The organism is Roseovarius sp. SK2, assembly GCF_028807495.1.
GTDB classification, from domain to species: domain Bacteria; phylum Pseudomonadota; class Alphaproteobacteria; order Rhodobacterales; family Rhodobacteraceae; genus Roseovarius; species Roseovarius confluentis.
Map to the genome: position 1 here is coordinate 304,271 of NZ_JARAMK010000002.1, position 19,041 is coordinate 323,311.

Consider the following 19,041-nt stretch of genomic DNA (forward strand, 5'->3'; position numbering starts at 1 on the left):
AGTTCCCGTCCGGCAAGCGGACATCTGCGTGTATCATAAACCCAAGTGGCGGAGGCGCCACATCTCTCGTCGTCACGCCCCTCACGACGCACCCTTCTCGAACAGACGCCGCAGGATGGGTCGCGCCTCCTCCAGCCCCATGCCGGGCTTCAGCGCAGGATTGTAGAGCGCCTCCAGCAGCATCTCGTCATGGGTCGTCAACAGCGCGAATTCCTCGTCGTCGTTAAAGATCGAGGGCCGCGCCCGGGGACTGTCATTGGTCAGGCCCAGACCTTGCGCAATTTCCTCGTGGATACATGCCAGCCGTTGCAGGTCCGTCAGCTCCGACCGGATATAGGCCAATGCAACGCCAAGATCGTTCTCGCTTCGAACCCCGGCGGAGATCACGAAACACTGGGTGGACCGCGGCAGGTTAGTGACGATCGCCAGGTTCGACTTGGCAATCGCCGGGATCACCTCCAGCGCGCGCGCCCTCGACTGCGCCCTGTCATCATTGCTCATGAAAAGCACGACGAAGTTGGGCGAGGCATTGCTGACCGTGATCGGATGGCCAGTGACCCGCGCAAGACGGCTGGCATAGGCGGCCACCCGGGCGCGTTCGCTGGCCTTCACATCGGCAGGCACATTACGCCCGAACTCGACCCCGATCCGCACGGGCCCGGTCCATTTCTTGATCGCCACCGGCCCGCTTTGGGACGGCAGCAAACCCTTGTCGCGCTGGTATTCCTCGAAAAAACCGATCCGAACGAAATTTCGCAGAAGATCGTTGTCGGTGAACGGCGTGTCGACACCGCCGCCATCCCGCCGCATCAGCCCCTGGATGACAAGGTCGTTCTCAAGCCGCTTGTAATACCGTGCAAGGTCCTGGCTGGCCTCCGACGGGCTGCTGGGCTGCGGCGCACGCACCATCGCGTTCGGCCGCGCCTGCGGATTGGTCGGTGGGTCCTCGGACACGACATCGTCACACCCGGCCAGCGCAAGTGCACCGGCCAGCGCAAGGACACCGGGAAAATATCTGTACAAGTTACGCAAGCCACCACCAACCGATCATGCCGGCACCGAGCCTCCGGTATTCTCGCCCACACCATCGCGGCGCGACTTGGCCGCGGCCAGCGTGTCGCGCAGTTCCTTTTCCATAGATTGCAGATCCTGCTCGGCCTTGGCCCGGCGCGCCTTTCCTTCGTCGGCGATTTGCAGGCTTTCCTCGATCGTGCCGATCAGGTCAGCATTGGCCTGCTTGACGGCCTCGATGTCGAAGACGCCCCGCTCCATCTCTTCGCGGATCGTCTTGTTGGCGTCGCGCAGGTTCTTGGCGTTCGCGGTCAACAGCTCGTTCGTCAGGTCGTTGGCCTCGTGCACGGCCGCCGCGGCCTCGGCGCTGCGCTGGATGGTGACCGCCTGCGCCAGCTGCGTCTCCCACAGCGGCACGGTGTTGACCAGGGTGCTGTTGATCTTGGTCACAAGGCTCTTGTCATTCTCCTGCACCAGCCGGATCGACGGCAGCGACTGCATTGTCACCTGCCGCGTCAGCTTCAGGTCATGCACCCGGCGTTCCAGGTCGTCGCGCGCGGCGCGCAGGTCGCGCAATTCCTGCGCCTTCATTACCTGGTCGTCCTCGGGCGCGGCATTGACCTCGGCCTCCTTGGCCGGGATGTCGGTCTCGTCCAATTCCTTCAGCTTTTCCTCGCCCGCCGCGATGTAAAGCGCCAACTCGTCGTAGAACTGCAACGTTTTCTCGTACAGCAGGTCGAGCGACTTGATGTCCTTCAGCAGGATATGCTCGTGCTTCAGCAGGTCATCGGTGATCTTGTCGATCTGGCCCTGAACGTCCTCGAAACGCGCGGTGAACTTGGCAAAGGGCGCGGCTCGACCGATCAGCTTTTCCCACCACGATCGCTCGCGCCGCACGTCAAGCTCGCTGACCGAAAAGCCCCGGATCGTGGTAACGATGCCGCGCAGGCTGTCGCCCGCCGGGCCCACGTCCTTGTTGCGCACGCCTTGCAGCATGGATTGCGAAATTTCCTGCAATTCCGCCTGCGCGGCCGACCCGAACGACACGATCGAGTTGGTGTCGGCCATGTCGATCTCGTCCATCCGCTGCCGGATCTCGGCACCCACCGCAGGATCGGCTTCCGCCATGGCAACCACCGCCCCGGCTTCTTTCGGCTCGGGCAGCACCACGCGGTTCACTTCTTCCACCTCCGCGAGGGCGGCCTCGGCCTTCGTGCGTACGTCTTCTGACATGATCAATGTCCTTCCTGAAATTCCTGGGTCGTGTCGTATCTGAGGCCCTCCCGCGCCAGCCGGTCGCGCAGAACCTCGATCTCGATCTCGAGATCACTGTTGTTGTCGGCCAGAAGCGTCTTTGTCTTGGCCTCGAAATTGGCCTCCAGGTCGCCCAGCAGGTCAAGGTAGTCCGCCTTCGCCTTCGGGTCGGGCGCCCGCGATTGGATATCGGCGAACTTCACCGTCGCGTCACGTGCGCCCATCAGGTAGACGCCAAGGTACCGACGAGTCGCCGTCAGATCACGCGGATCGTCCTCGACGGTGCGCAGCATGTCGCGCACGCTGACCTGGAAACGCTCCAGCCGGGCTTCCGCCGTGCGGTCCCCGGCGCGGCGGATCGCGTCGGACATCGCGCTCAGGTAGGTCTCGGCCTGGTCGACCACCCGCGCCACGCGGTCGGTCTGCAGCCTGTCGACGCCCTCCATGCCCTTGTCCTTCATCGGGTCAAGCCCGAAGGAAAAGACATGCAGCGCCGCCGTCACCACGCCGAAGATCACCGGCGCCACCACCCCCGGTTCGACCTTGTAGGCGGCCACGGCAATCCCCAGCCCTGCCAGCACCGACGAGAAGAGTTTGCGCGGGATGCCCGGCCGTCGCGCCACCTTGCGTGTATTATAGGCTGCCTCCGCCTTCAGTCCGTCGCGCAACAGCCACGCCGACAGGGCCAGCACTGCCGCGGAGACCACTCCAAGCGCCAGCCCGGTCGCGCCCGACGTCAGCGAGGCAAACAGGACCACCGCGGCAGGCACGAACATCAGGTTCGCCCGCGCGCCCGCTGGTTCGACCGTCGCGCCACGGTAGGACGACGTATTCCGCGGCTTCGCCACCTCGGAGCCACCGCCATCGGGGCTGTATTTTCCGCCGAACTTCCGTGCCATGCGCGTCACAACCCTCCCAAGAGACCGCTGGTGACGCCCAGCATCACGATGAACAGGGCCACGTAGGCGATTTTCTGCATGCTTGTTCCCCTCGTGGTGACCGCGATGTCACGCCCGGCTGCGCCGGCATCACGCGCCGCGCGCGCCACAGCAGACGTCGCTACCGCGGCCAGTGCAACCGCGGCAACAATCAAGAATACCAGCATGATAAGTCGCGTCATGCCGTGCCGACTCCCGCGCCCGATGTCGCATTTCTACCCCGAAACTTAGGTTAACGCTTCGGGGGTTGCTAGGGGAAACATCGCAACCGCTTCCCGTGTTCCTACCCGCTCCGGTCCTTTCGGGGTGCCCCAAAAGCTTTGTCAAAGCTTTTGGCAAATCTTTTTCGACAAAAGATGTGCCCCGCCGTCACAGATTGGATTGCGTGCGCCGCTCGGCTTTGAGCTTGCGGTTACAATCCGACTGGAGCGACCCGAAGGAAACGATCGGCCTCGTCAAAACCGTAAGCAAATGATCTGCGCTGCCGGAATGGACGCCCTTCGCCCCATCGCCTAAAGTCCGGGCACAACGACAAAGGGCCCGCCCCGGCATGACATCGGTCCGTCTGCGCCTTCTGATCCTGGCACTTTTGCCGCTGGTGGTCCTGCTGCCGCTGCTGTTGTGGTTTGCGGTCAGTCGCTGGGCCGCCAACTACGACAACCTTCTCATCGCCAATGTCGAAAGCGATCTGCGCATCGCCGAGCAATACCTCGACCAGATCCTCGCAACCACGGGCGGCGACGTTGCCGCCCTGGCCCGGTCGACCCGGTTCCGCGAGGCCATTGCCGGCCCCGGCTCCGGCATGGCCGGTTTTCTCGACACCGAGCGCGGGGCGCTGGGCTTGGATTTCCTTTATTACCTGCCGGAGCCCTCTGCCCAAGCCGCCGCCGAAACCTGGCCGGTCATCGCCACCGCCCTGAAAGGCGGCAGCGCGACCGAGATCGACATCCTGTCAGGCGACCGGCTTGCCGGAATAGACCCTGCCCTGGCCGCGCGCGCGCGCCTGCCCCTCATCCCGACCGAGGCCGCGGTGCCCACCGACCGCATCGCCGAGGACCGCGGCATGGTCGTGCACACCGCGACCGACCTGCGCGCGGCTGGCGACTCGGGTGTTCTGGTCGGGGGCATCCTGCTCAACCGCAACCTCGATTTCATCGACACGATCAACGCCCTCGTCTACCAGTCCGACGATGCCGCCGATGTCGAGCGCCAGGGCACCGCAACCCTGTTTCTCGAAGACGTGCGCGTCTCGACCAACGTGCGCCTCTTCGAAGGCGAGCGTGCGCTTGGCACCCGCGTCTCGGCGGTGGTGCGCAACCGGGTGCTTGGCGAAGGCCGCACGTGGCTCGACCGCGCCTTCGTAGTTAACGATTGGTACATCTCCGGCTACCTGCCCCTGACCGACAGCTTTTCGCGCCGCGTCGGTATGCTCTACGTGGGCTTTCTCGAAGCACCCTTCGTCGCGGAAAAGCGCAGCGCCTTCATCCTTGTTTTCTCGGCCTTCGTCGGTGTTCTGTTGCTGACCATCCCGTTGTTCCTGCGTATGGCCGGGGGCATCTTTTCGCCGCTCGAACGCATGAACCACACCATGAAACGCGTCGAGGGCGGCCAGCTCGACGCGCGCATCGGGCCGGTGTCCTCGCGCGACGAAATCGGCCAGGTGGCGGCGCATCTCGACGAATTGCTCGACCAGGTGCAGGAACGCGACCGCGCCCTGCGCTCCTGGGCGGACGAACTGAACACGCGGGTCGAGGACCGTACAGCCGAGCTGCGCGCCGCCAACGAAAAGCTGGAAACCACCTACCAGCAACTCGTGATGAGCGAGAAACTGGCCTCAATCGGCGAGATCACGGCCGGCGTCGCGCACGAGATCAACAACCCGGTCGCGGTCATCCAGGGCAATATCGACGTCATCCGCGAAACACTGGGCGACGATGCCACTCCGCTGATGACAGAACTAAACCTGATCGACCGCCAGATCGCCCGGATCAACGCCATCGTCGGCAAGCTGCTTCAATTCGCCCGCCCCAGCGAGTTCAACGCCTTCTCCGAGCATGTCGATGTCGCCGCCGTACTGGACGACTGCCTTGTGCTGGTCGATCACGTCATTTCGCGTCGCAATGTCACCGTCACCACCCATCGCGCCGAAGACGCCCCTCCGGTCCGCATCAATCCCGGAGAGTTGCAGCAGGTCATCATCAACCTTGTCGTCAACGCGGTACAGGCGATGGACGGCCCAGGCGAGCTGTCGCTGTCGATCCGCGCCGAGGCGCGCGACGGACGGTCCGGCACTGCGCTCGTGGTGGCCGATACCGGGCCCGGCATCGCGAACGAGCGTCTGAACACCGTGTTCGACCCGTTCTACACCACCAAGCCGGGCGAAGGCACCGGCCTTGGTCTTTCGGTCAGCCAGACCCTGATACGCCAGTCCGGCGGGCTTATCACCGTGCGCAACCGCGATGCGGGCGGTGCGGAATTCACCGTCTGGCTGCCCGACGATCCTGACGAGTCGTAACCGGCACTGCGCCCAGCCCGGTCAAATATCCCACGCGGCGCATTTCCGGTCCACCGTCTTGCGGCTGACACCCAGACGCCGCGCCGCCTCGGCCCGGTTGCCGTCGCAGGCGTCCAGCACGCTCATGATGTGCCGCTGCTCCACCAGCGCCAAGGTCTCGATCGCCTCCTGCCCGGTCACCGTGCCATGGCCCGCGAACTCTTCCGGGAACTGGCCAAGGATCACCGACCGCTCGACAAGGTTGCGCAGCTCGCGCACGTTGCCGGGCCAGTCGTAGCGGCTCAGCTTCAGCAGGATTTCCTCGTTCAGATCCAGCGTGGGCAACGCGAGCGCGCGGGAAAACTCGCTCATGAACAACGCGGCCAGTTCCACGATATCCTCGCTGCGGTCGGCCAGCGGCGGCATGTCCACGTTCACGACGTTGATGCGGTGATACAGGTCCGCACGGAACCGGCCCGCATCGACCTCGGCTTGCAAATCGGCGTTGGTGGCAAAGAAAAACCGCAGGTTCAGAGGGATCTCGCGCTCGGCCCCCAAGGGTCGGATCTTACGATCCTCCAATACCCGCAACAGACCTGCCTGCACCTGTTCCGGCAGCTGCGCCACCTCGTCCAAGAACAGTGTACCGCCATCGGCATGCAGGAACAGCCCGTCGCGCGTGCGGTCGCGTCCCTCGACGACGCCAAAGAGCTCCTCCGCGATATGGTCGGGCGACACCGCGGCACAATTGACCGCGACGAAGGGCTCGCTGGCGCGGTCCGACATGGCGTGCAGCGTCCGCGCGGCGATCTCCTTGCCCGTGCCGCTGGCCCCGGTGAACAGGACCGAGGCCGGAGTCGGCGCCAGTTTGGCCAGGACTTCGCGAACCTGCTGGATCGCCGGCGAATTGCCCAACAGACGCCCGCGCACCGCCTGCCCGCCCTCGCTCAACTCGTGCTTCAGCAGAAAGTTCTCGCGCCGCAGGTACTTGCGGTCCAGCGCGCGGGCGACCGCGTTCAGGATCTGGTTGGCGCGAAACGGCTTCAGGACGAAATCCGCCACGCCCGTCCGCAACGCCCGTATCGCCGTGTCCAGATCGGCATAGGCCGTAATCATGATCGTGTCGGCGAACAGCCCCACGCGTCGCTGCTCTGACAGCCAGTCCAACCCGGTCTTGCCCGGCATGACGTTGTCCAGGATCACCAGATCGAAATGCGCAAGGTCAAGGATCTCCGCCGCCTGTTCGGCCGACCGCGCCTGCTCGACCCGCTTGACCCGCGGCTCAAGGATCTTGGTCAGGAAGTTTCGCATCCCCGGCTCGTCGTCGATCACCAGAACCGAGGCGAATTGCAGGTTCTCGCCGTAATCGTCCCGCGCCTTTTCGGACGGGTCTCCGGGCGCTGGCGCGGCGACGGGCTTCGACATGCCTTACTCGTCTCCCAGCCGCACCGACTCCCCGGAATTGCGCTCACCGGCAGAGAATCCCGCCTCGTGCAGCCCGTACCACGCGACCACGGCGATGATGGCCGTGGCGGCAAACGCGGAAAGCATCGCTTTCATTTCTCCGTTCTCCCTTTCAATGCGCAGTTCACGGCTTCGTGGCCTCGCGCAGGTAATCGATCAGGTCCTGCCGGTCCTGCTTGGCGGTGATGCGCTGCATCGGCATCTTGGATCCCGGAATATAGTGATCCGGGCCGATGTCGAAAAGCGCATCTATGGTCTCGTCGGTCCAGACGATATCAGACCCGTCCAGGATCTCCGAATAAGGGTAGTCCGGCACCTTGCCTGCCTGTCGTCCGAAGAGACCATGCAGCGACGGCCCCGCCTTGCGAGACGGCGGCGGGGTCAGCGCGTGACAAATCGAGCATTTGCGCATGAACTGCCGCTCTCCATTCGACATCGCCTCGGGGTCGCGCAGGAAGCTGCGCTGCGTGCTGCCCGCCGGATCGAACGCGTCAAGGTCCGCCACGGGCCATCCAAAGGCCACGTCCTCGATCCCGCCCGCGTATATCATCGTGCCATCGGGCGAGAAATCCAGTGCCCAGACCGGTCCCTGCCGCATGGCGCGGAAATCCCGCACGATTTGCCAGCCCTCGGTGTCGATCATCATGATGAACCCGTGCCCGTCGCCCACGGCCAACTGCCCGCTGGCCGCGTGATAGGCCATCGAAAGGATCGGCCGCCGATCGAGCGAGAAATCCCGGATCGTCTCACCCGACATCGGGTCCACGACCCGCGTCACGCCATCGACCGCGCCGTACGCCAGCCATTGGTCGTCCGGGTCAAGGACAAGCCGGTTCACCCCGAAGCCCGCATTCACCACCACACGTGGCGCTCCGTCCGGTTCTTCTACCTGCCACACGCGGATCGTCCCGTCTGCGGAAGCGGAATAAAGCCGTGTGCCGTCCTTGCTGAACGTCACGTCACTGACCGACGCATTGTGCCCCTTGAGGAACCGCGCCGCACCTCGGTCGCGGGACCACAGCCCGATCGAACCGTCCCAACTGGCCGTCGCAAGCGTTTCGCCATCCGGCGACAGCGCGATCTCGGCGACCTTGCCCTCGTGGCCTTCCAGCCGCGTCGCCGCGCCGTCCGGCAACGACCACAGGATCACGTCGAAATCGTCGCCGCCCGAGGCTGCCGTATGTTCATCGAGGAACCGCACCGTAATCACCGCTGCGTCATGCCCTTCCAGCCAGCGCGGCGCGCGGCCCTTCCACAGGCCCACGGAATTGTCGAAGCTGGCCGTGGCGACCTGACCAGTCTCGGGACTCACGTCAATCCCCATGACCGGCCCGCCATGCCCTTTCAGCGTGGTAAACTCCTGCGCCGCCGCCGGCGCACCGACGGCGAGCAGGCCCGCACATGCCAGCACCAGGCTGCGCATCTATTCGGCGGGTGTCGTCGCGGTGTTGGCCGGTTTCGGCTCGTCCTCGCGCTGCTTCACCTCGTCGAGCCACAGGCTGTGGTGCTCGCGCGCCCACTGTTCCTCGACCTCGCCACTGACCATCGCGTCCGAGGCGCCTTCCATCCCGACCGAGCCGATATAGATATGCGCGATCACGATGGCCATCAGCACGAAACTGACGATGGCATGCCACAATTGCGAGTATTGCATCTCTTCATGGGGCGCCAACTGCTCGGGAAGGGCGCCGAAGCCCAATGCCTGCGGCAGGCCCATGTCATTCAGGATGACGAATGTCTTGGCAAACATCGGCAACTCGAACGGGAACAGCAGCGACAGACCCGACACCGATATCGACGCGCCGAGGATCATCACCGACCAGAAGATAAGCTTCTGGCCGGCGTTGAATTTCTTGGCTGGCGGGTGGACGCCTTTCTTGAACATGCCGCCGCCCACGGCGATCCATTTCAGGTCGGTCTTGTTCGGGATGTTATGGACGACCCAAAAGATGAAGGCCAGGATCAGGCCCAGCATGAAGGCCCAGCTGACATTGTTGTGAATCCATTTCGAGGCCACGGCGGCTGTCGCGAAGGCCTCGTGCCCGAAGGCCGGGATGATGAACTTGCGCCCCATCAGCACAAGCAGGCCAGTGATCGCCAGAAGAATAAAAGAGCCGCCCATCAGCCAATGCGCGAACCGCTCGACAAACTTGAAGCGCGTGACCGTGCGCCCCGTCTTTTCGCCGTCGATGCGGATGCGGCCCCGGATCAGGAAGAACAGCGCCAAGAGCGCGATCGTCCCCAAGAGCAGCCAGCCGCCATACTTGATCAGCGGCCCTTGGCGGAAATTCAGCCACCACATGCCATTGTCCTGGATCAAAACCCGGGACGGCGCGCCTCCCGATGACACGGTCACGTCAGCGGTCCCGTAGCGCAACGCGCTCCACACGTCGGAATCCGAGGCGCCGCCCAACGACCCCAGCTGTCCTACCATGGCACCCGCGCTGTCGGGGTCTTCGCCCGCACGTGCGCGGTCCGGCACCTCTTCGCCCCGCTGCCGGGCCAGGATATCTTCCAACGTCTGCGCGCCGCCCGTGGCCGAACGGTCGGTCTGCGTGGCCTCGGGCGCGGTCAACTCGCCTGCCTCCTGCGCCTGCACGCCCGGAGCGGCCAGCATCGTCACGCTCAGAAGACAAATCAGCAACAGCTTGTGCATGTCTTTTCCTTTCTACCCTGCCCGGTTTCGCGGGCCTCACCTCTACGCGGTGCATTGCGAATATTCTGGGAAACGGACTTTGCGGCGTGCCGCCACGCGGGTCAAAGTGCGTTTCTCAAGATACTCTCGGCATTCCCTCTTCCGGGACGGGCTGAAAGAGGCGGGACACACCCGCCTCTTTCGCTTGGTCTCAAGGTGACGTCGAAAGGCGATCAGCCGCCCTTCTGGTCATACGCCGTGCCCCAACCCCAGGCACCCGAGCCGAAGCCACGTGAAACGACACGCTCGCGATAGATATTCGCGACCACGTCCCCGTCGCCGGCCAGCAGCGCCTTGGTCGAACACATCTCGGCGCAGATAGGCAGCTTGCCTTCCGCGATCCGGTTGCGTCCGTACTTGTTGAACTCGGCCTGGCTGTTGTTCTCTTCAGGACCACCGGCGCAGAAGGTACATTTGTCCATCTTGCCGCGCGATCCGAAGTTGCCGGCCTGCGGGAATTGCGGCGCGCCGAACGGGCACGCGTAGAAGCAATAGCCGCAACCGATACACAGGTCCTTGGAGTGAAGAACGACGCCTTCCTCGCTCTGGTAGAAACAGTCTACCGGACAGACCGCCATGCACGGCGCATCGGAACAATGCATGCAGGCCACCGAGATCGAGCGTTCACCGGGGTTGCCATCCTCGATGGTCACCACGCGGCGCCGGTTGATGCCCCACGGCACCTCATGCTCGTTCTTACACGCGGTCACGCAGGCGTTGCACTCGATGCAGCGTTCGGCGTCACACAGGAATTTAGCTCTAGCCATTCCATCTTCTCCTTATGCTGCTGAGATCTTGCAGAGAGTCGCCTTCGTCTCCTGCATCTGGGTTACCGAGTCGTAGCCGTATGTCTGGGCGGTGTTGGTGGATTCACCCAGGACATAGGGGTCGGCGCCATCGGGATACTTGCTCCGCTGGTCCTCCCCCTGGAAGTGACCGCCAAAGTGGAACGGCATGAAGGCCACGCCTTCGCCCACCCGGTTTGTCACCATGGCCATGACCTTGACCTTGCCGCCTTCGGGCCCTTCGACCCAGACCTGCTCGCCATCCCGCACACCAAGGTTGTTGGCGTCACGCGGGTTGATTTCCACGAACATGTCCTGTTGCAGCTCGGCCAGCCACGGGTTCGACCGCGTCTCGTCGCCGCCGCCTTCGTACTCGACCAGACGACCGGATGTCAGGACAATCGGGAAGTCCTTCGAAAAGTCGTTCTTCTGGATCGAGGCGTAAAGCGTCGGCAGGCGATACGCATGCCGGTCCTCGTAGGTCGGATAGTCCTCGACCAGATCGCGCCGCGAGGTATAGAGCGGCTCGCGGTGCAGCGGCACCGGGTCGGGGAAGGTCCACACGACGGCACGGGCCTTGGCGTTGCCAAAGGGCGCACAGCCATGCGCGATCGCGACCCGCTGGATACCGCCCGACAGGTCGGTCTTCCAGTTGACGGCCGAAACCTTCTCGTTGAAGTCCGACGGGAACGGCGACATCGCCTGTTCACCGACCTCTTCGTCAGAGCCCTGCTCGCCATTGGGCTGCGACAGATTTTGACCTTCGGCGGTGTCCTGCACCTCCTCGGTCTGGTCGCCCTCGGTCGCGTTCTGTGCTTCCTCGCCGTCGTCCTGGTTGCCCACCGACGCGTCCTCGTCGATGCCCTCGACGCCGGCCACGCGGCCCATGACGCGCTTCTCTTCCTCGGTCAGGTCACTGTCCCAACCCAGGTCGACAAGCATCTGGTAGGTGAACTCGGGATACCCGTCCTGGATTTCCGAGCCGACGCTGTAGACGCCCTCGGCCAGCAGGTTGTCACCGTCCCGCTCCACTCCGAAACGCGCGCGGAAGGTCAGACCACCCTCGGCCACCGGCTTGGACATGTCATAGAGGTTCGGCGTACCGGGGTGCTTCATCTCCGGTGTGCCCCAGCTTGGCCACGGCAGACCGTAATAGTCGCCATCAGCCGGACCGCCAACCGCCTTCAACGTGGTACGGTCGAAGGTGTGCTGGTTCTCCATGTGCATCTTCAGCCGTTCGGGCGATTGCCCCGTGTAGCCGATCGTCCACATGCCGCGATTGATCTCGCGCAGCGTGTCCTCGATGTTCGGCGTCACGCCGTCATCTTCGATGCCGATATTGCGGAACATCCGATCGTGGAAGCCGAACTTCTGTGCGAAAAGGCCGATGATCTCGTGGTCGGTTTTCGACTCGAAGAGCGGATCGACCACCTTTTCCCGCCACTGGATCGAGCGGTTCGATGCGGTGACCGAGCCATAGGTCTCGAACTGCGTACAGGCCGGCAGCAGGTAAACACCGTCGGTCCGGTCATGCAGCACGGCCGAAACGGTCGGATACGGGTCGACCACGACCAGCATATCGAGCTGCTCCATCGCGGTCTTCATTTCCGTCATTCGAGTCTGAGAGTTCGGCGCGTGGCCCCACAGGACCATGGCACGCACCTTGTTGGGGTTGTCCATGTTCTCGGGGTCTTCCAGCACGCCGTCGATCCAGCGGCTGACGGGGATGCCCGACAGGTTCTGCAGGCTCGTGTCCTTGCCGTCCTTGGTCTTGGTCGTGACGAACTGGCTGGCCAGCCACTCGGGGTCTTCACCCCAGACACGGGCCCAGTGGCCCCATGCGCCAGCCGACAGGCCGTAATAGCCCGGCAGCGTATGGCTCAGAACACCAAGGTCCGTCGCGCCCTGAACGTTGTCGTGACCGCGGAAGATGTTGGTGCCGCCGCCCGACGTGCCCATGTTGCCAAGGGCCAGTTGCAGGATGCAGTAGGCGCGGGTGTTGTTGTTGCCGTTGGTGTGCTGCGTGCCACCCATGCACCAGATCACGGTGCCGGGGCGGTTGTTGGCCAGCGTCCGTGCAACCCGCTCAAGCTGGCTGCCGGGTGTGCCGGTCACACGTTCCACTTCCTCTGGCGTCCACTTGGACACTTCGTCCCTGATCTGGTCCATCCCCCAGACGCGGGTGCGGATGAATTCCTTGTCTTCCCACCCGTTCTCGAAGATGTGCCACAGGATACCCCAGACCAGCGCCACGTCGCTGCCCGGACGGAACCGGACGTACTCATCGGCATGCGCCGCCGTGCGCGTGAAGCGCGGGTCGCACACGATCAGCGGCGCGTTGTTCTGTTCCTTGGCCTTCAGCACGTGCAGCAGGCTGACGGGGTGTGCCTCCGCCGGGTTGCCGCCGATGATGAAGATCGCCTGGGAATTGTGGATGTCGTTGTAGCTGTTGGTCATCGCGCCATAGCCCCAGGTGTTGGCAACACCGGCCACGGTCGTCGAGTGACAGATACGGGCCTGGTGATCCACGTTGTTCGTGCCCCAGTAGGCGGCGAACTTGCGGAACAGGTAGGCCTGTTCGTTGTTATGCTTGGCAGAGCCCAGCCAGTAGACGCTGTCCGGGCCGCTTTCTTCCCGGATATTCATCATGCCGTCGCCGATCTCGTTGATCGCCTGTTCCCAGCTGATGCGCTTCCACTCGCCACCCTCTTTCTTCATCGGGTATTTCAGGCGGCGCTCGCCATGGGCGTGCTCACGCACCGAGGCGCCCTTTGCACAGTGGGCACCCAGGTTGAACGGGCTGTCCCAGCCGGGCTCCTGGCCCACCCAGACGCCGTCGCTCACCTCGGCCACGACCGTGCAGCCGACCGAGCAGTGCGTGCAAACCGATTTGACTGTCTCAACCGCCGCCGCTGCGGACGATTGCGCGTTGGCCCGGGTGACACTGCCCCCCGTTGCGCCGATCGCGGCCAGGCCACCGATGGCCAGGCCAGAACCGCGCAAGAACGCGCGGCGGTCGATGGTCTTTCCCCCGACCTCAGACAGGATACTTGTCCGCTGGGGGCGTCGCGCAACCCCGTTGGTCTTTTTCCTAAGCATGTTTCTCTCTCCTCCCGAGCGTTCCCGATTGGGATTGCTGGGTACTAAGGTTATCCACCGACAGTCGGGCGTCCCGCAACCAGTCGCCGGCAGGTCAAGTGATCACGTCCGGTTCGTCAGAACCGGGCGCTATCGAAGTATGCGCGCGTGTGCGCGGTGTCCTGCATCTTGTCCGATGACAGGTCCGGTTCCGCCGCTTCGGCAGTGCCGGTGCTGGCTGCCGTTGCGACCGCGACCGCGGGCGCGCCTGCGGCGGCCATTTTCAGAAAATCGCGACGGCTGTTGCCTTGCGTTTTCTCGCTCATGAGAGTCCTCCTCTCTGGTGTTGACAGGTCGCCCTGCCGGTTCATGCGGATCCCTCCGCGCTCATCCGGAAACCTTCCGCCTCGATCTCCATGAACACCCGGCCGACAGCGCCGACCGAGGCATAGAGAACCGAGTTCTTCGCGGCCTCCAAATCCGTGAAAAAGTGACCGGCCCATGGGCCGATATGCGTGTTAAAGAACGTCTTCTGATCACTCAGGCTTGCCGGCTTGCCGAACCGCCCGGTGATCAGCCCGCCCATCATCTCCATCAACGACGCGATGTTGTCCTCGGGCTCATAGACGTTCTGCGCCCGGGTCATGCCCCGCGCCGCCATGTCCCGCCGTAGGCTCGCCAGCGGCTTCTCGTTCAGGAACCCGGTCAGGTAGTAACTGGCATAGGGCAAAAGCTCGCCGCGCCCCAGACCGATGAAAAGCGCGTTGAACTCGCGCTCCACCGCCTGCGGCTTGGTGTGCTTGGCGATCCGCGACAGCGCCGCGACGGCAACGCCAAGGTCAGTTTCATTGTCGCCCGATAGACTGGCCGTTTGCGACAGCAGGGCCTCGGACGGCGGGGCCGCCAGCAACACGCCCAGGAAATCGTAAAGATCGGCGCGCAGCCGGTCCTCCTCCGCGATCTGGGCACGTGACTCTGTGGTCATGACCGTCTCCTGCTTGCTCATTTGCTCGGCTCCGCCGTGTCATTGAAGGTGAACTGCATCCGGCGGCGCGGCGGGGCGGCCCACGCGTCCGCCTCTTCTGTGGCGGTCTCATAACTGTAGACCGGCGCGGCCTCGGCCAACTCGGGCGGGTCCGTCTCTTCGCCCTGTTCTTCGACATCCGGTTCCACAGCGTCGGTGCCGGCCTCATTCTCGGCCTCGGTCTCGGTATCGGTCAACGCGCTCAGCGCCTCGGCCTCTCGGGCCAGCTTCTGCACATGGGTCAGCATGCCCTTGCCCACCTGATAGGCGGTCTGCATGTTCTCGATCACCATCGTCTTGTCGGTAAAGTCCTCGCCGTAATCCAACAGCCCGTCCAGGTTGGCCAATGCCGGGTTAGTGCCCCACAGCCGCCGCAGCGCCCAGCGGCGGATGCGGTCCGGTACCGCCTCGGCCATGAAGGCGCTGAAATCATCGCCACCGTTCATCGTGTCGGGATCGGGCAGGCCAAGCAATTCCAGCACCTCGGCATCGCTTTTCTCTTCAAGCGATGCGCGCGCTTCTGCCCGCTGCGCCTCTTCGCGCGCCTCGACTTCGGCGGCATCCTCCGCCGCAACTCGGGCCTTGCGGCGCGACCAGAAATCCTCGCGTGCGCTCATTGCATTCGCCCTTTCCGCCGCAGCGTGGGCGAACGGTAGATGTCACGCTGCTGGACGATCCGTGGGTCGCCGATCCCGTCCACATGCGCATCGACCTTCACCCGGTCCCGGCGGCGTTTCTTGAATTCCTCTTCGGTGTGGTAGGCGTGCGCGAAATCACGCACCCAGGCGATCAGCCCTTCGGGCATCGGGATCTTCTCGACGATATCCTCGCCGTTATCCTCGTAATCCTGCGCCTCGTAGGGCGAGGCCGTGACCAGCACCGCCTCCAGCGGGCACTCTCCCGAGCCGGTCTTGCGGAACACCGCGTAGACCGAGGGCACCTGCGCCGACAGACCGTGCAGGTAGCTTTCGGTTTCCGCCCCGTGCAGCTCCAGCGTCATGGTCGCGGCATGATACTCGGTGACATCGCCTTCTTCGCGCAGCACGCGCCACGCGGCCGAGCCGGCCCCCGGCAGAACCGCCACGGCCTTCCACGCCCACGCAGCCCAGCGCGTCACGCCCGGCGTGCGGCGCATGACGATCCCCAAAGGCATAGTGGCGTACATGTCCGGATTATGGATCATGTGTGGCTGGTATCCTCCCGTGGTCTCATCCTGTGCCAACTGCACCGGCGCCTCAAAGAAAAAAAGCATGCAATTGTGGACGGAACGCAAATCTGGACAATTTGGGTAGCCATAGACCGATTTTGGAAGGGTGACGGACAGAATGACCGGACGAGAAAAATGCTCAGGTTTCCTGCTTGCAACAGCGTCGCGAAGGGCAGAAGAATCGCAGGCCAAATGCCCCCAATTCCTGACCATGCTTGTCGGAAAAGGGGCCTAAGGCCCGTGCAGGTTCATGAGGAGAGAACTGCATTGCAATCCATCAGCTCGTCGCGCCGAACTACGGCGCGGCCCGCCAGTGAAAGCCGGGGCAAATCATGACTAAGCAACTGATTCTGTGTAATTGTGCGGGCTCGCAAGAGCTTGACAAGGACGCGCTCGAAGCCGCCACGGGCCTCACCTGCAGCGCGGTTCATTCCGGCCTCTGCACCACCCAGACCGACGCCACCGCACAGGCCATCGCCTCGGGTGACGCCATCCTCTGCTGTCGCCAGGAACAGCGCCTCTTCGCCGAACTGGCCGCCGAGATGGACACGCCCGAGCCGCCGGTCACCGACCTGCGCGACCGGGCCGGGTGGTCCGATGACCCCGCCAGCAAACTACCCAAAATGGCCGCCCTCCTGGCCGAGGCGACGCTGGACGTGCCTTCGGGCAAATCCGTCGACGTCATGTCCGAGGGCTTGTGTCTGATCATAGGCCCCGCGGACACGGCCCTGGCCGCCGCCGACAAACTCAAGGATATTCTCGGCGTCACCGTTCTTATGACAGATGACGCCGATGCCCCCGACCCAACGGAATACGACGTCATTCGCGGCAAGCTGAAACGCGCCACAGGCGCTTTGGGCGGCTTCTCTGTCCAGATCGACGCGCTGCAACAGGTGGACCCGTCCGGCCGTGGCGCCCTGACATGGACCGCCCCACGGGACGGCGCGCACACGGAATGCGACGTGATCCTCGACCTGACCGGCGGTACACCCCTCTTTCCCGCACCGCAAAAACGCGAAGGCTACCTGCGCCCCGATCCCGGCAGCATTTCGGCCCTGGCCGACGCCATTCTCGAGGCCAGCCAGCTGATCGGCACCTTCGAGAAACCGCTCTACGTGGCGGTCGAACCACTGCTTTGCGCCCATTCCCGCGCCCAGCAGGTCGGGTGCACCAACTGCCTCGACGTCTGCCCCACCGGCGCGATTTCCCCCGCGGGCGAGCATGTCACCGTCGATCCGATGGTCTGCGCGGGCTGCGGCGCCTGCTCGGCGCTTTGCCCCTCCGGCGCCATTTCCTGCGATGCGCCCGCGCCCGCCACGCTCTTCCGGCGCATCCAGACCCTCGCCGCGACCTTCCGCAAGGCCGGCGGCACCGCCCCGCGCCTGCTGGTCTGCGACGACAGCCACGGCCAGCAGATGATCAGCCTCGCCGCCCGCTATTCCCGCGGCCTGCCCGCCGACGTCATCCCGCTGGAAGTGCCCGCGCTCTCGGGCTTCGGCCATGCCGAGATGCTGGCGGCCCTCGCCTCTGGGTTCACAGACGTGACGATCCTGCTGTCGCCCACCACGGAACGCGACGCGCTCGACCGGGAAATCCCCCTGGCCCGAGCCATCGCGGGCGATAACCGCATTGCCCTGCTCGACGTGGCCGAGCCCGATGCGCTTTGCGACTCGCTTTATACCGACTCGGCCCGCCCGGCTCCGGTGACCGAACCCGTCCTTCCGATGGGCAGCCGCCGTCAGGTCACGCGCCTTGCCGCCAAGGCGCTGCATGGCGACGACACGGTTCTGCCCCTGCCCGACGACGCCCCTTACGGCGCCGTTCTGGTCGACACCGACGCTTGCACGCTCTGCCTTTCCTGCGTCTCGCTCTGTCCTTCCGGGGCGCTCGTCGAAAACCCCGACAAGCCCGAGCTGCGTTTCCAGGAGGACGCCTGCCTGCAATGCGGCCTTTGCGCCAACATCTGCCCCGAGGACGCCATCGGCTACGAGCCGCGCCTTAACCTCGCGGACGAAGCCATGGGCCAGGTCGTGCTGAACGAGGAAGAACCGGCCCAATGCATCGAATGCGGCGTGCCCTTCGGCGTGAAATCCACCATCGACCGGATCACCGAGAAACTGGCTGGCAAACACTCCATGTTCGGCAACGAGTCGGCGGCGCGGCTGATCCAGATGTGCGACGACTGCCGGGTAAAGGCGCAGTTTCACTCAAAAGACAACCCCTTCGCGGGCGGCGAACGCCCGCAGGTCCGCACCACCGACGACTACTTCTCGAAACGCCGGGATCACTGATGCTCGATCGGTGCCCCAAGGTCGGCCGGCTCTACACCGGACACGTAGGCCAGGATGGCCTGCAAATCGTCTATGGTGATCTCCAAGGGGGCGATCGGCGACGGACGGTTGATCGGAAACGGCTCGGTCACGTCCTCGACCTGGGTAAAGGCCGGGTGCGGGTTCAGGATATAAAATGTCTGGAAGCGCCGATCCCAGTCCGCCATCGCCCGCAGCACGGCGAAACTGGGGGTCGAGGCCATGGCATTCATCCGCGTTGCCTCGCTCACCGCGTGGCACCGGGCGCAATGTGCCACCGACAGGTCGTGCCCAAGACCCGCATCCCCGTCGAAACTGACCTCGGCCACCTCCTGCCTGTCCGCTTTCGGCAGACCGAACGGCGCCGTGGCATCGACCTCATAGCTGGTCACCGTCCGTTGGCCGATCTCGGAGGTCAGCCAGTCTGCAAATGCGACCGCACCGTCGTGGCTGGGCGTATTGATCTGCATCCGCCACTTCGCTTGCGGCCCGTCGAACACCCTCGGCCCCTCGGCATCTGGCGCCAGCAGGATATCGCCGCCCTCATTGAGGTCAACGACCTCGACCCTTATTCCTGTCTTCAGCGAAAACCGCGGCAACACGTAATCCAGCAACCCGCTTTCGGTCAGCGGTGGCGGCGCACCAAGGCGAAAATTCTCCGCCGTGCGCCCTTCAGTGGTGGACATCCCGAGACAGACCACCACAATCACGCCAATAAGGGTTAACATTTGACCGCGCATGGCCCAAGCCTAGGAAGCACGCGGGCCACGCGTCAACACTCT

General features: G+C 64.2%; 17 protein-coding genes. 2 read left to right on the plus strand and 15 right to left on the minus strand.

The window, feature by feature from the left end; translation table 11 throughout:
* Positions 1–81: 81 nt before the first annotated feature.
* The 4 genes from PVV74_RS05685 to PVV74_RS05700 are packed head-to-tail and all read right to left on the minus strand — an operon-like array spanning position 82 to position 3,385.
* Positions 82–1,023, minus strand: a complete 942-nt coding sequence (locus PVV74_RS05685) for a DUF2927 domain-containing protein (protein ID WP_274592547.1) — start codon at positions 1,021–1,023, stop codon at positions 82–84.
* Positions 1,024–1,047: 24 nt separating this feature from the next.
* Entirely contained in the window at positions 1,048–2,244 is a 1,197-nt protein-coding gene (locus PVV74_RS05690) for a toxic anion resistance protein (protein ID WP_274592548.1), read from the minus strand.
* A gap of 2 nt (positions 2,245–2,246) precedes the next feature.
* On the minus strand, positions 2,247–3,164 hold the full coding sequence (locus tag PVV74_RS05695; RefSeq protein ID WP_274592549.1) for a 5-bromo-4-chloroindolyl phosphate hydrolysis family protein: 918 nt from the start codon (positions 3,162–3,164) through the stop codon (positions 2,247–2,249).
* A 5-nt stretch (positions 3,165–3,169) separates the two neighbouring features.
* Positions 3,170–3,385, minus strand: coding sequence for a hypothetical protein (locus tag PVV74_RS05700; RefSeq protein WP_274592550.1), 216 nt, complete (start codon positions 3,383–3,385; stop codon positions 3,170–3,172).
* A 368-nt stretch (positions 3,386–3,753) separates the two neighbouring features.
* Here PVV74_RS05700 and PVV74_RS05705 point away from each other — a divergent pair, with 368 nt between their 5' ends.
* Positions 3,754–5,718, plus strand: coding sequence for a sensor histidine kinase (locus PVV74_RS05705; RefSeq protein ID WP_274592551.1), 1,965 nt, complete (start codon positions 3,754–3,756; stop codon positions 5,716–5,718).
* Positions 5,719–5,739: 21 nt separating this feature from the next.
* On the opposite strand, the gene PVV74_RS05710 is transcribed toward PVV74_RS05705, so the two are convergent.
* From PVV74_RS05710 to PVV74_RS05755, 10 genes are all read right to left on the minus strand, one after another.
* Positions 5,740–7,122 (minus strand): sigma-54-dependent transcriptional regulator, encoded by a 1,383-nt coding sequence (locus tag PVV74_RS05710; RefSeq protein WP_274592552.1) that lies wholly within the window; start codon positions 7,120–7,122, stop codon positions 5,740–5,742.
* Positions 7,123–7,125: 3 nt separating this feature from the next.
* Positions 7,126–7,257 (minus strand): hypothetical protein, encoded by a 132-nt coding sequence (locus PVV74_RS05715; protein WP_274592553.1) that lies wholly within the window; start codon positions 7,255–7,257, stop codon positions 7,126–7,128.
* 28 nt (positions 7,258–7,285) lie between these two features.
* Positions 7,286–8,584 carry a c-type cytochrome gene (locus PVV74_RS05720; protein ID WP_274592554.1) on the minus strand — a complete coding sequence of 433 codons (1,299 nt, stop codon included), beginning with the start codon at positions 8,582–8,584 and terminating at the stop codon, positions 7,286–7,288.
* A complete protein-coding gene (locus PVV74_RS05725; RefSeq protein WP_274592555.1) occupies positions 8,585–9,817 on the minus strand; it encodes a formate dehydrogenase subunit gamma in 1,233 nt (410 codons plus the stop codon).
* Positions 9,818–10,029: 212 nt separating this feature from the next.
* Positions 10,030–10,623: a formate dehydrogenase FDH3 subunit beta gene (gene fdh3B, locus PVV74_RS05730; protein ID WP_103762212.1), complete on the minus strand. Its 594-nt coding sequence runs from the start codon at positions 10,621–10,623 to the stop codon at positions 10,030–10,032.
* 12 nt (positions 10,624–10,635) lie between these two features.
* Complete coding sequence (locus PVV74_RS05735) at positions 10,636–13,740, minus strand: formate dehydrogenase subunit alpha (RefSeq protein WP_274592556.1); 3,105 nt, start codon at positions 13,738–13,740, stop codon at positions 10,636–10,638.
* Positions 13,741–13,856: 116 nt separating this feature from the next.
* The gene (locus PVV74_RS05740) at positions 13,857–14,045 is read right to left on the minus strand and encodes a ubiquinol-cytochrome c reductase iron-sulfur subunit N-terminal domain-containing protein (protein ID WP_057795128.1); all 189 of its coding nucleotides are present in this window, start codon (positions 14,043–14,045) and stop codon (positions 13,857–13,859) included.
* 41 nt (positions 14,046–14,086) lie between these two features.
* Complete coding sequence (locus PVV74_RS05745; protein ID WP_274592557.1) at positions 14,087–14,704, minus strand: TorD/DmsD family molecular chaperone; 618 nt, start codon at positions 14,702–14,704, stop codon at positions 14,087–14,089.
* A gap of 17 nt (positions 14,705–14,721) precedes the next feature.
* On the minus strand, positions 14,722–15,360 hold the full coding sequence (locus PVV74_RS05750) for a DUF3306 domain-containing protein (protein WP_274592558.1): 639 nt from the start codon (positions 15,358–15,360) through the stop codon (positions 14,722–14,724).
* Positions 15,357–15,926, minus strand: a complete 570-nt coding sequence (locus PVV74_RS05755) for a DUF3305 domain-containing protein (protein WP_274592559.1) — start codon at positions 15,924–15,926, stop codon at positions 15,357–15,359. Before PVV74_RS05755 ends, PVV74_RS05750 begins: the two co-directional genes overlap by 4 nt.
* Before the next feature lie 356 nt (positions 15,927–16,282).
* Between PVV74_RS05755 and PVV74_RS05760 the strand changes: the two genes are divergently transcribed.
* Positions 16,283–18,241: a 4Fe-4S binding protein gene (locus tag PVV74_RS05760; RefSeq protein ID WP_274592560.1), complete on the plus strand. Its 1,959-nt coding sequence runs from the start codon at positions 16,283–16,285 to the stop codon at positions 18,239–18,241.
* On the opposite strand, the gene PVV74_RS05765 is transcribed toward PVV74_RS05760, so the two are convergent.
* A complete protein-coding gene (locus tag PVV74_RS05765; RefSeq protein WP_274592561.1) occupies positions 18,235–18,987 on the minus strand; it encodes a hypothetical protein in 753 nt (250 codons plus the stop codon). The two genes, PVV74_RS05760 and PVV74_RS05765, sit on opposite strands and share 7 nt — an antisense overlap.
* Between the last annotated feature and the right edge of the window lie 54 nt (positions 18,988–19,041).

Excerpts from the sequence above, each read along its gene's own strand:
- PVV74_RS05700 (WP_274592550.1), bottom strand. The coding sequence starts at position 3,385 with ATGACGCGACTTATCATGCTGGTATTCTTGATTGTTGCCGCGGTTGCA.
- PVV74_RS05750 (WP_274592558.1), bottom strand. The coding sequence starts at position 15,360 with ATGAGCGCACGCGAGGATTTCTGGTCGCGCCGCAAGGCCCGAGTTGCG.
- PVV74_RS05735 (WP_274592556.1), bottom strand. The coding sequence starts at position 13,740 with ATGCTTAGGAAAAAGACCAACGGGGTTGCGCGACGCCCCCAGCGGACA.
- PVV74_RS05705 (WP_274592551.1), top strand. The coding sequence starts at position 3,754 with ATGACATCGGTCCGTCTGCGCCTTCTGATCCTGGCACTTTTGCCGCTG.
- PVV74_RS05690 (WP_274592548.1), bottom strand. The coding sequence starts at position 2,244 with ATGTCAGAAGACGTACGCACGAAGGCCGAGGCCGCCCTCGCGGAGGTG.
- PVV74_RS05725 (WP_274592555.1), bottom strand. The coding sequence starts at position 9,817 with ATGCACAAGCTGTTGCTGATTTGTCTTCTGAGCGTGACGATGCTGGCC.
- PVV74_RS05720 (WP_274592554.1), bottom strand. The coding sequence starts at position 8,584 with ATGCGCAGCCTGGTGCTGGCATGTGCGGGCCTGCTCGCCGTCGGTGCG.
- PVV74_RS05715 (WP_274592553.1), bottom strand. The coding sequence starts at position 7,257 with ATGAAAGCGATGCTTTCCGCGTTTGCCGCCACGGCCATCATCGCCGTG.
- PVV74_RS05745 (WP_274592557.1), bottom strand. The coding sequence starts at position 14,704 with ATGACCACAGAGTCACGTGCCCAGATCGCGGAGGAGGACCGGCTGCGC.
- PVV74_RS05765 (WP_274592561.1), bottom strand. The coding sequence starts at position 18,987 with ATGTTAACCCTTATTGGCGTGATTGTGGTGGTCTGTCTCGGGATGTCC.
- PVV74_RS05710 (WP_274592552.1), bottom strand. The coding sequence starts at position 7,122 with ATGTCGAAGCCCGTCGCCGCGCCAGCGCCCGGAGACCCGTCCGAAAAG.
- PVV74_RS05695 (WP_274592549.1), bottom strand. The coding sequence starts at position 3,164 with ATGGCACGGAAGTTCGGCGGAAAATACAGCCCCGATGGCGGTGGCTCC.
- PVV74_RS05760 (WP_274592560.1), top strand. The coding sequence starts at position 16,283 with ATGACTAAGCAACTGATTCTGTGTAATTGTGCGGGCTCGCAAGAGCTT.
- PVV74_RS05755 (WP_274592559.1), bottom strand. The coding sequence starts at position 15,926 with ATGATCCATAATCCGGACATGTACGCCACTATGCCTTTGGGGATCGTC.
- PVV74_RS05740 (WP_057795128.1), bottom strand. The coding sequence starts at position 14,045 with ATGAGCGAGAAAACGCAAGGCAACAGCCGTCGCGATTTTCTGAAAATG.
- fdh3B (WP_103762212.1), bottom strand. The coding sequence starts at position 10,623 with ATGGCTAGAGCTAAATTCCTGTGTGACGCCGAACGCTGCATCGAGTGC.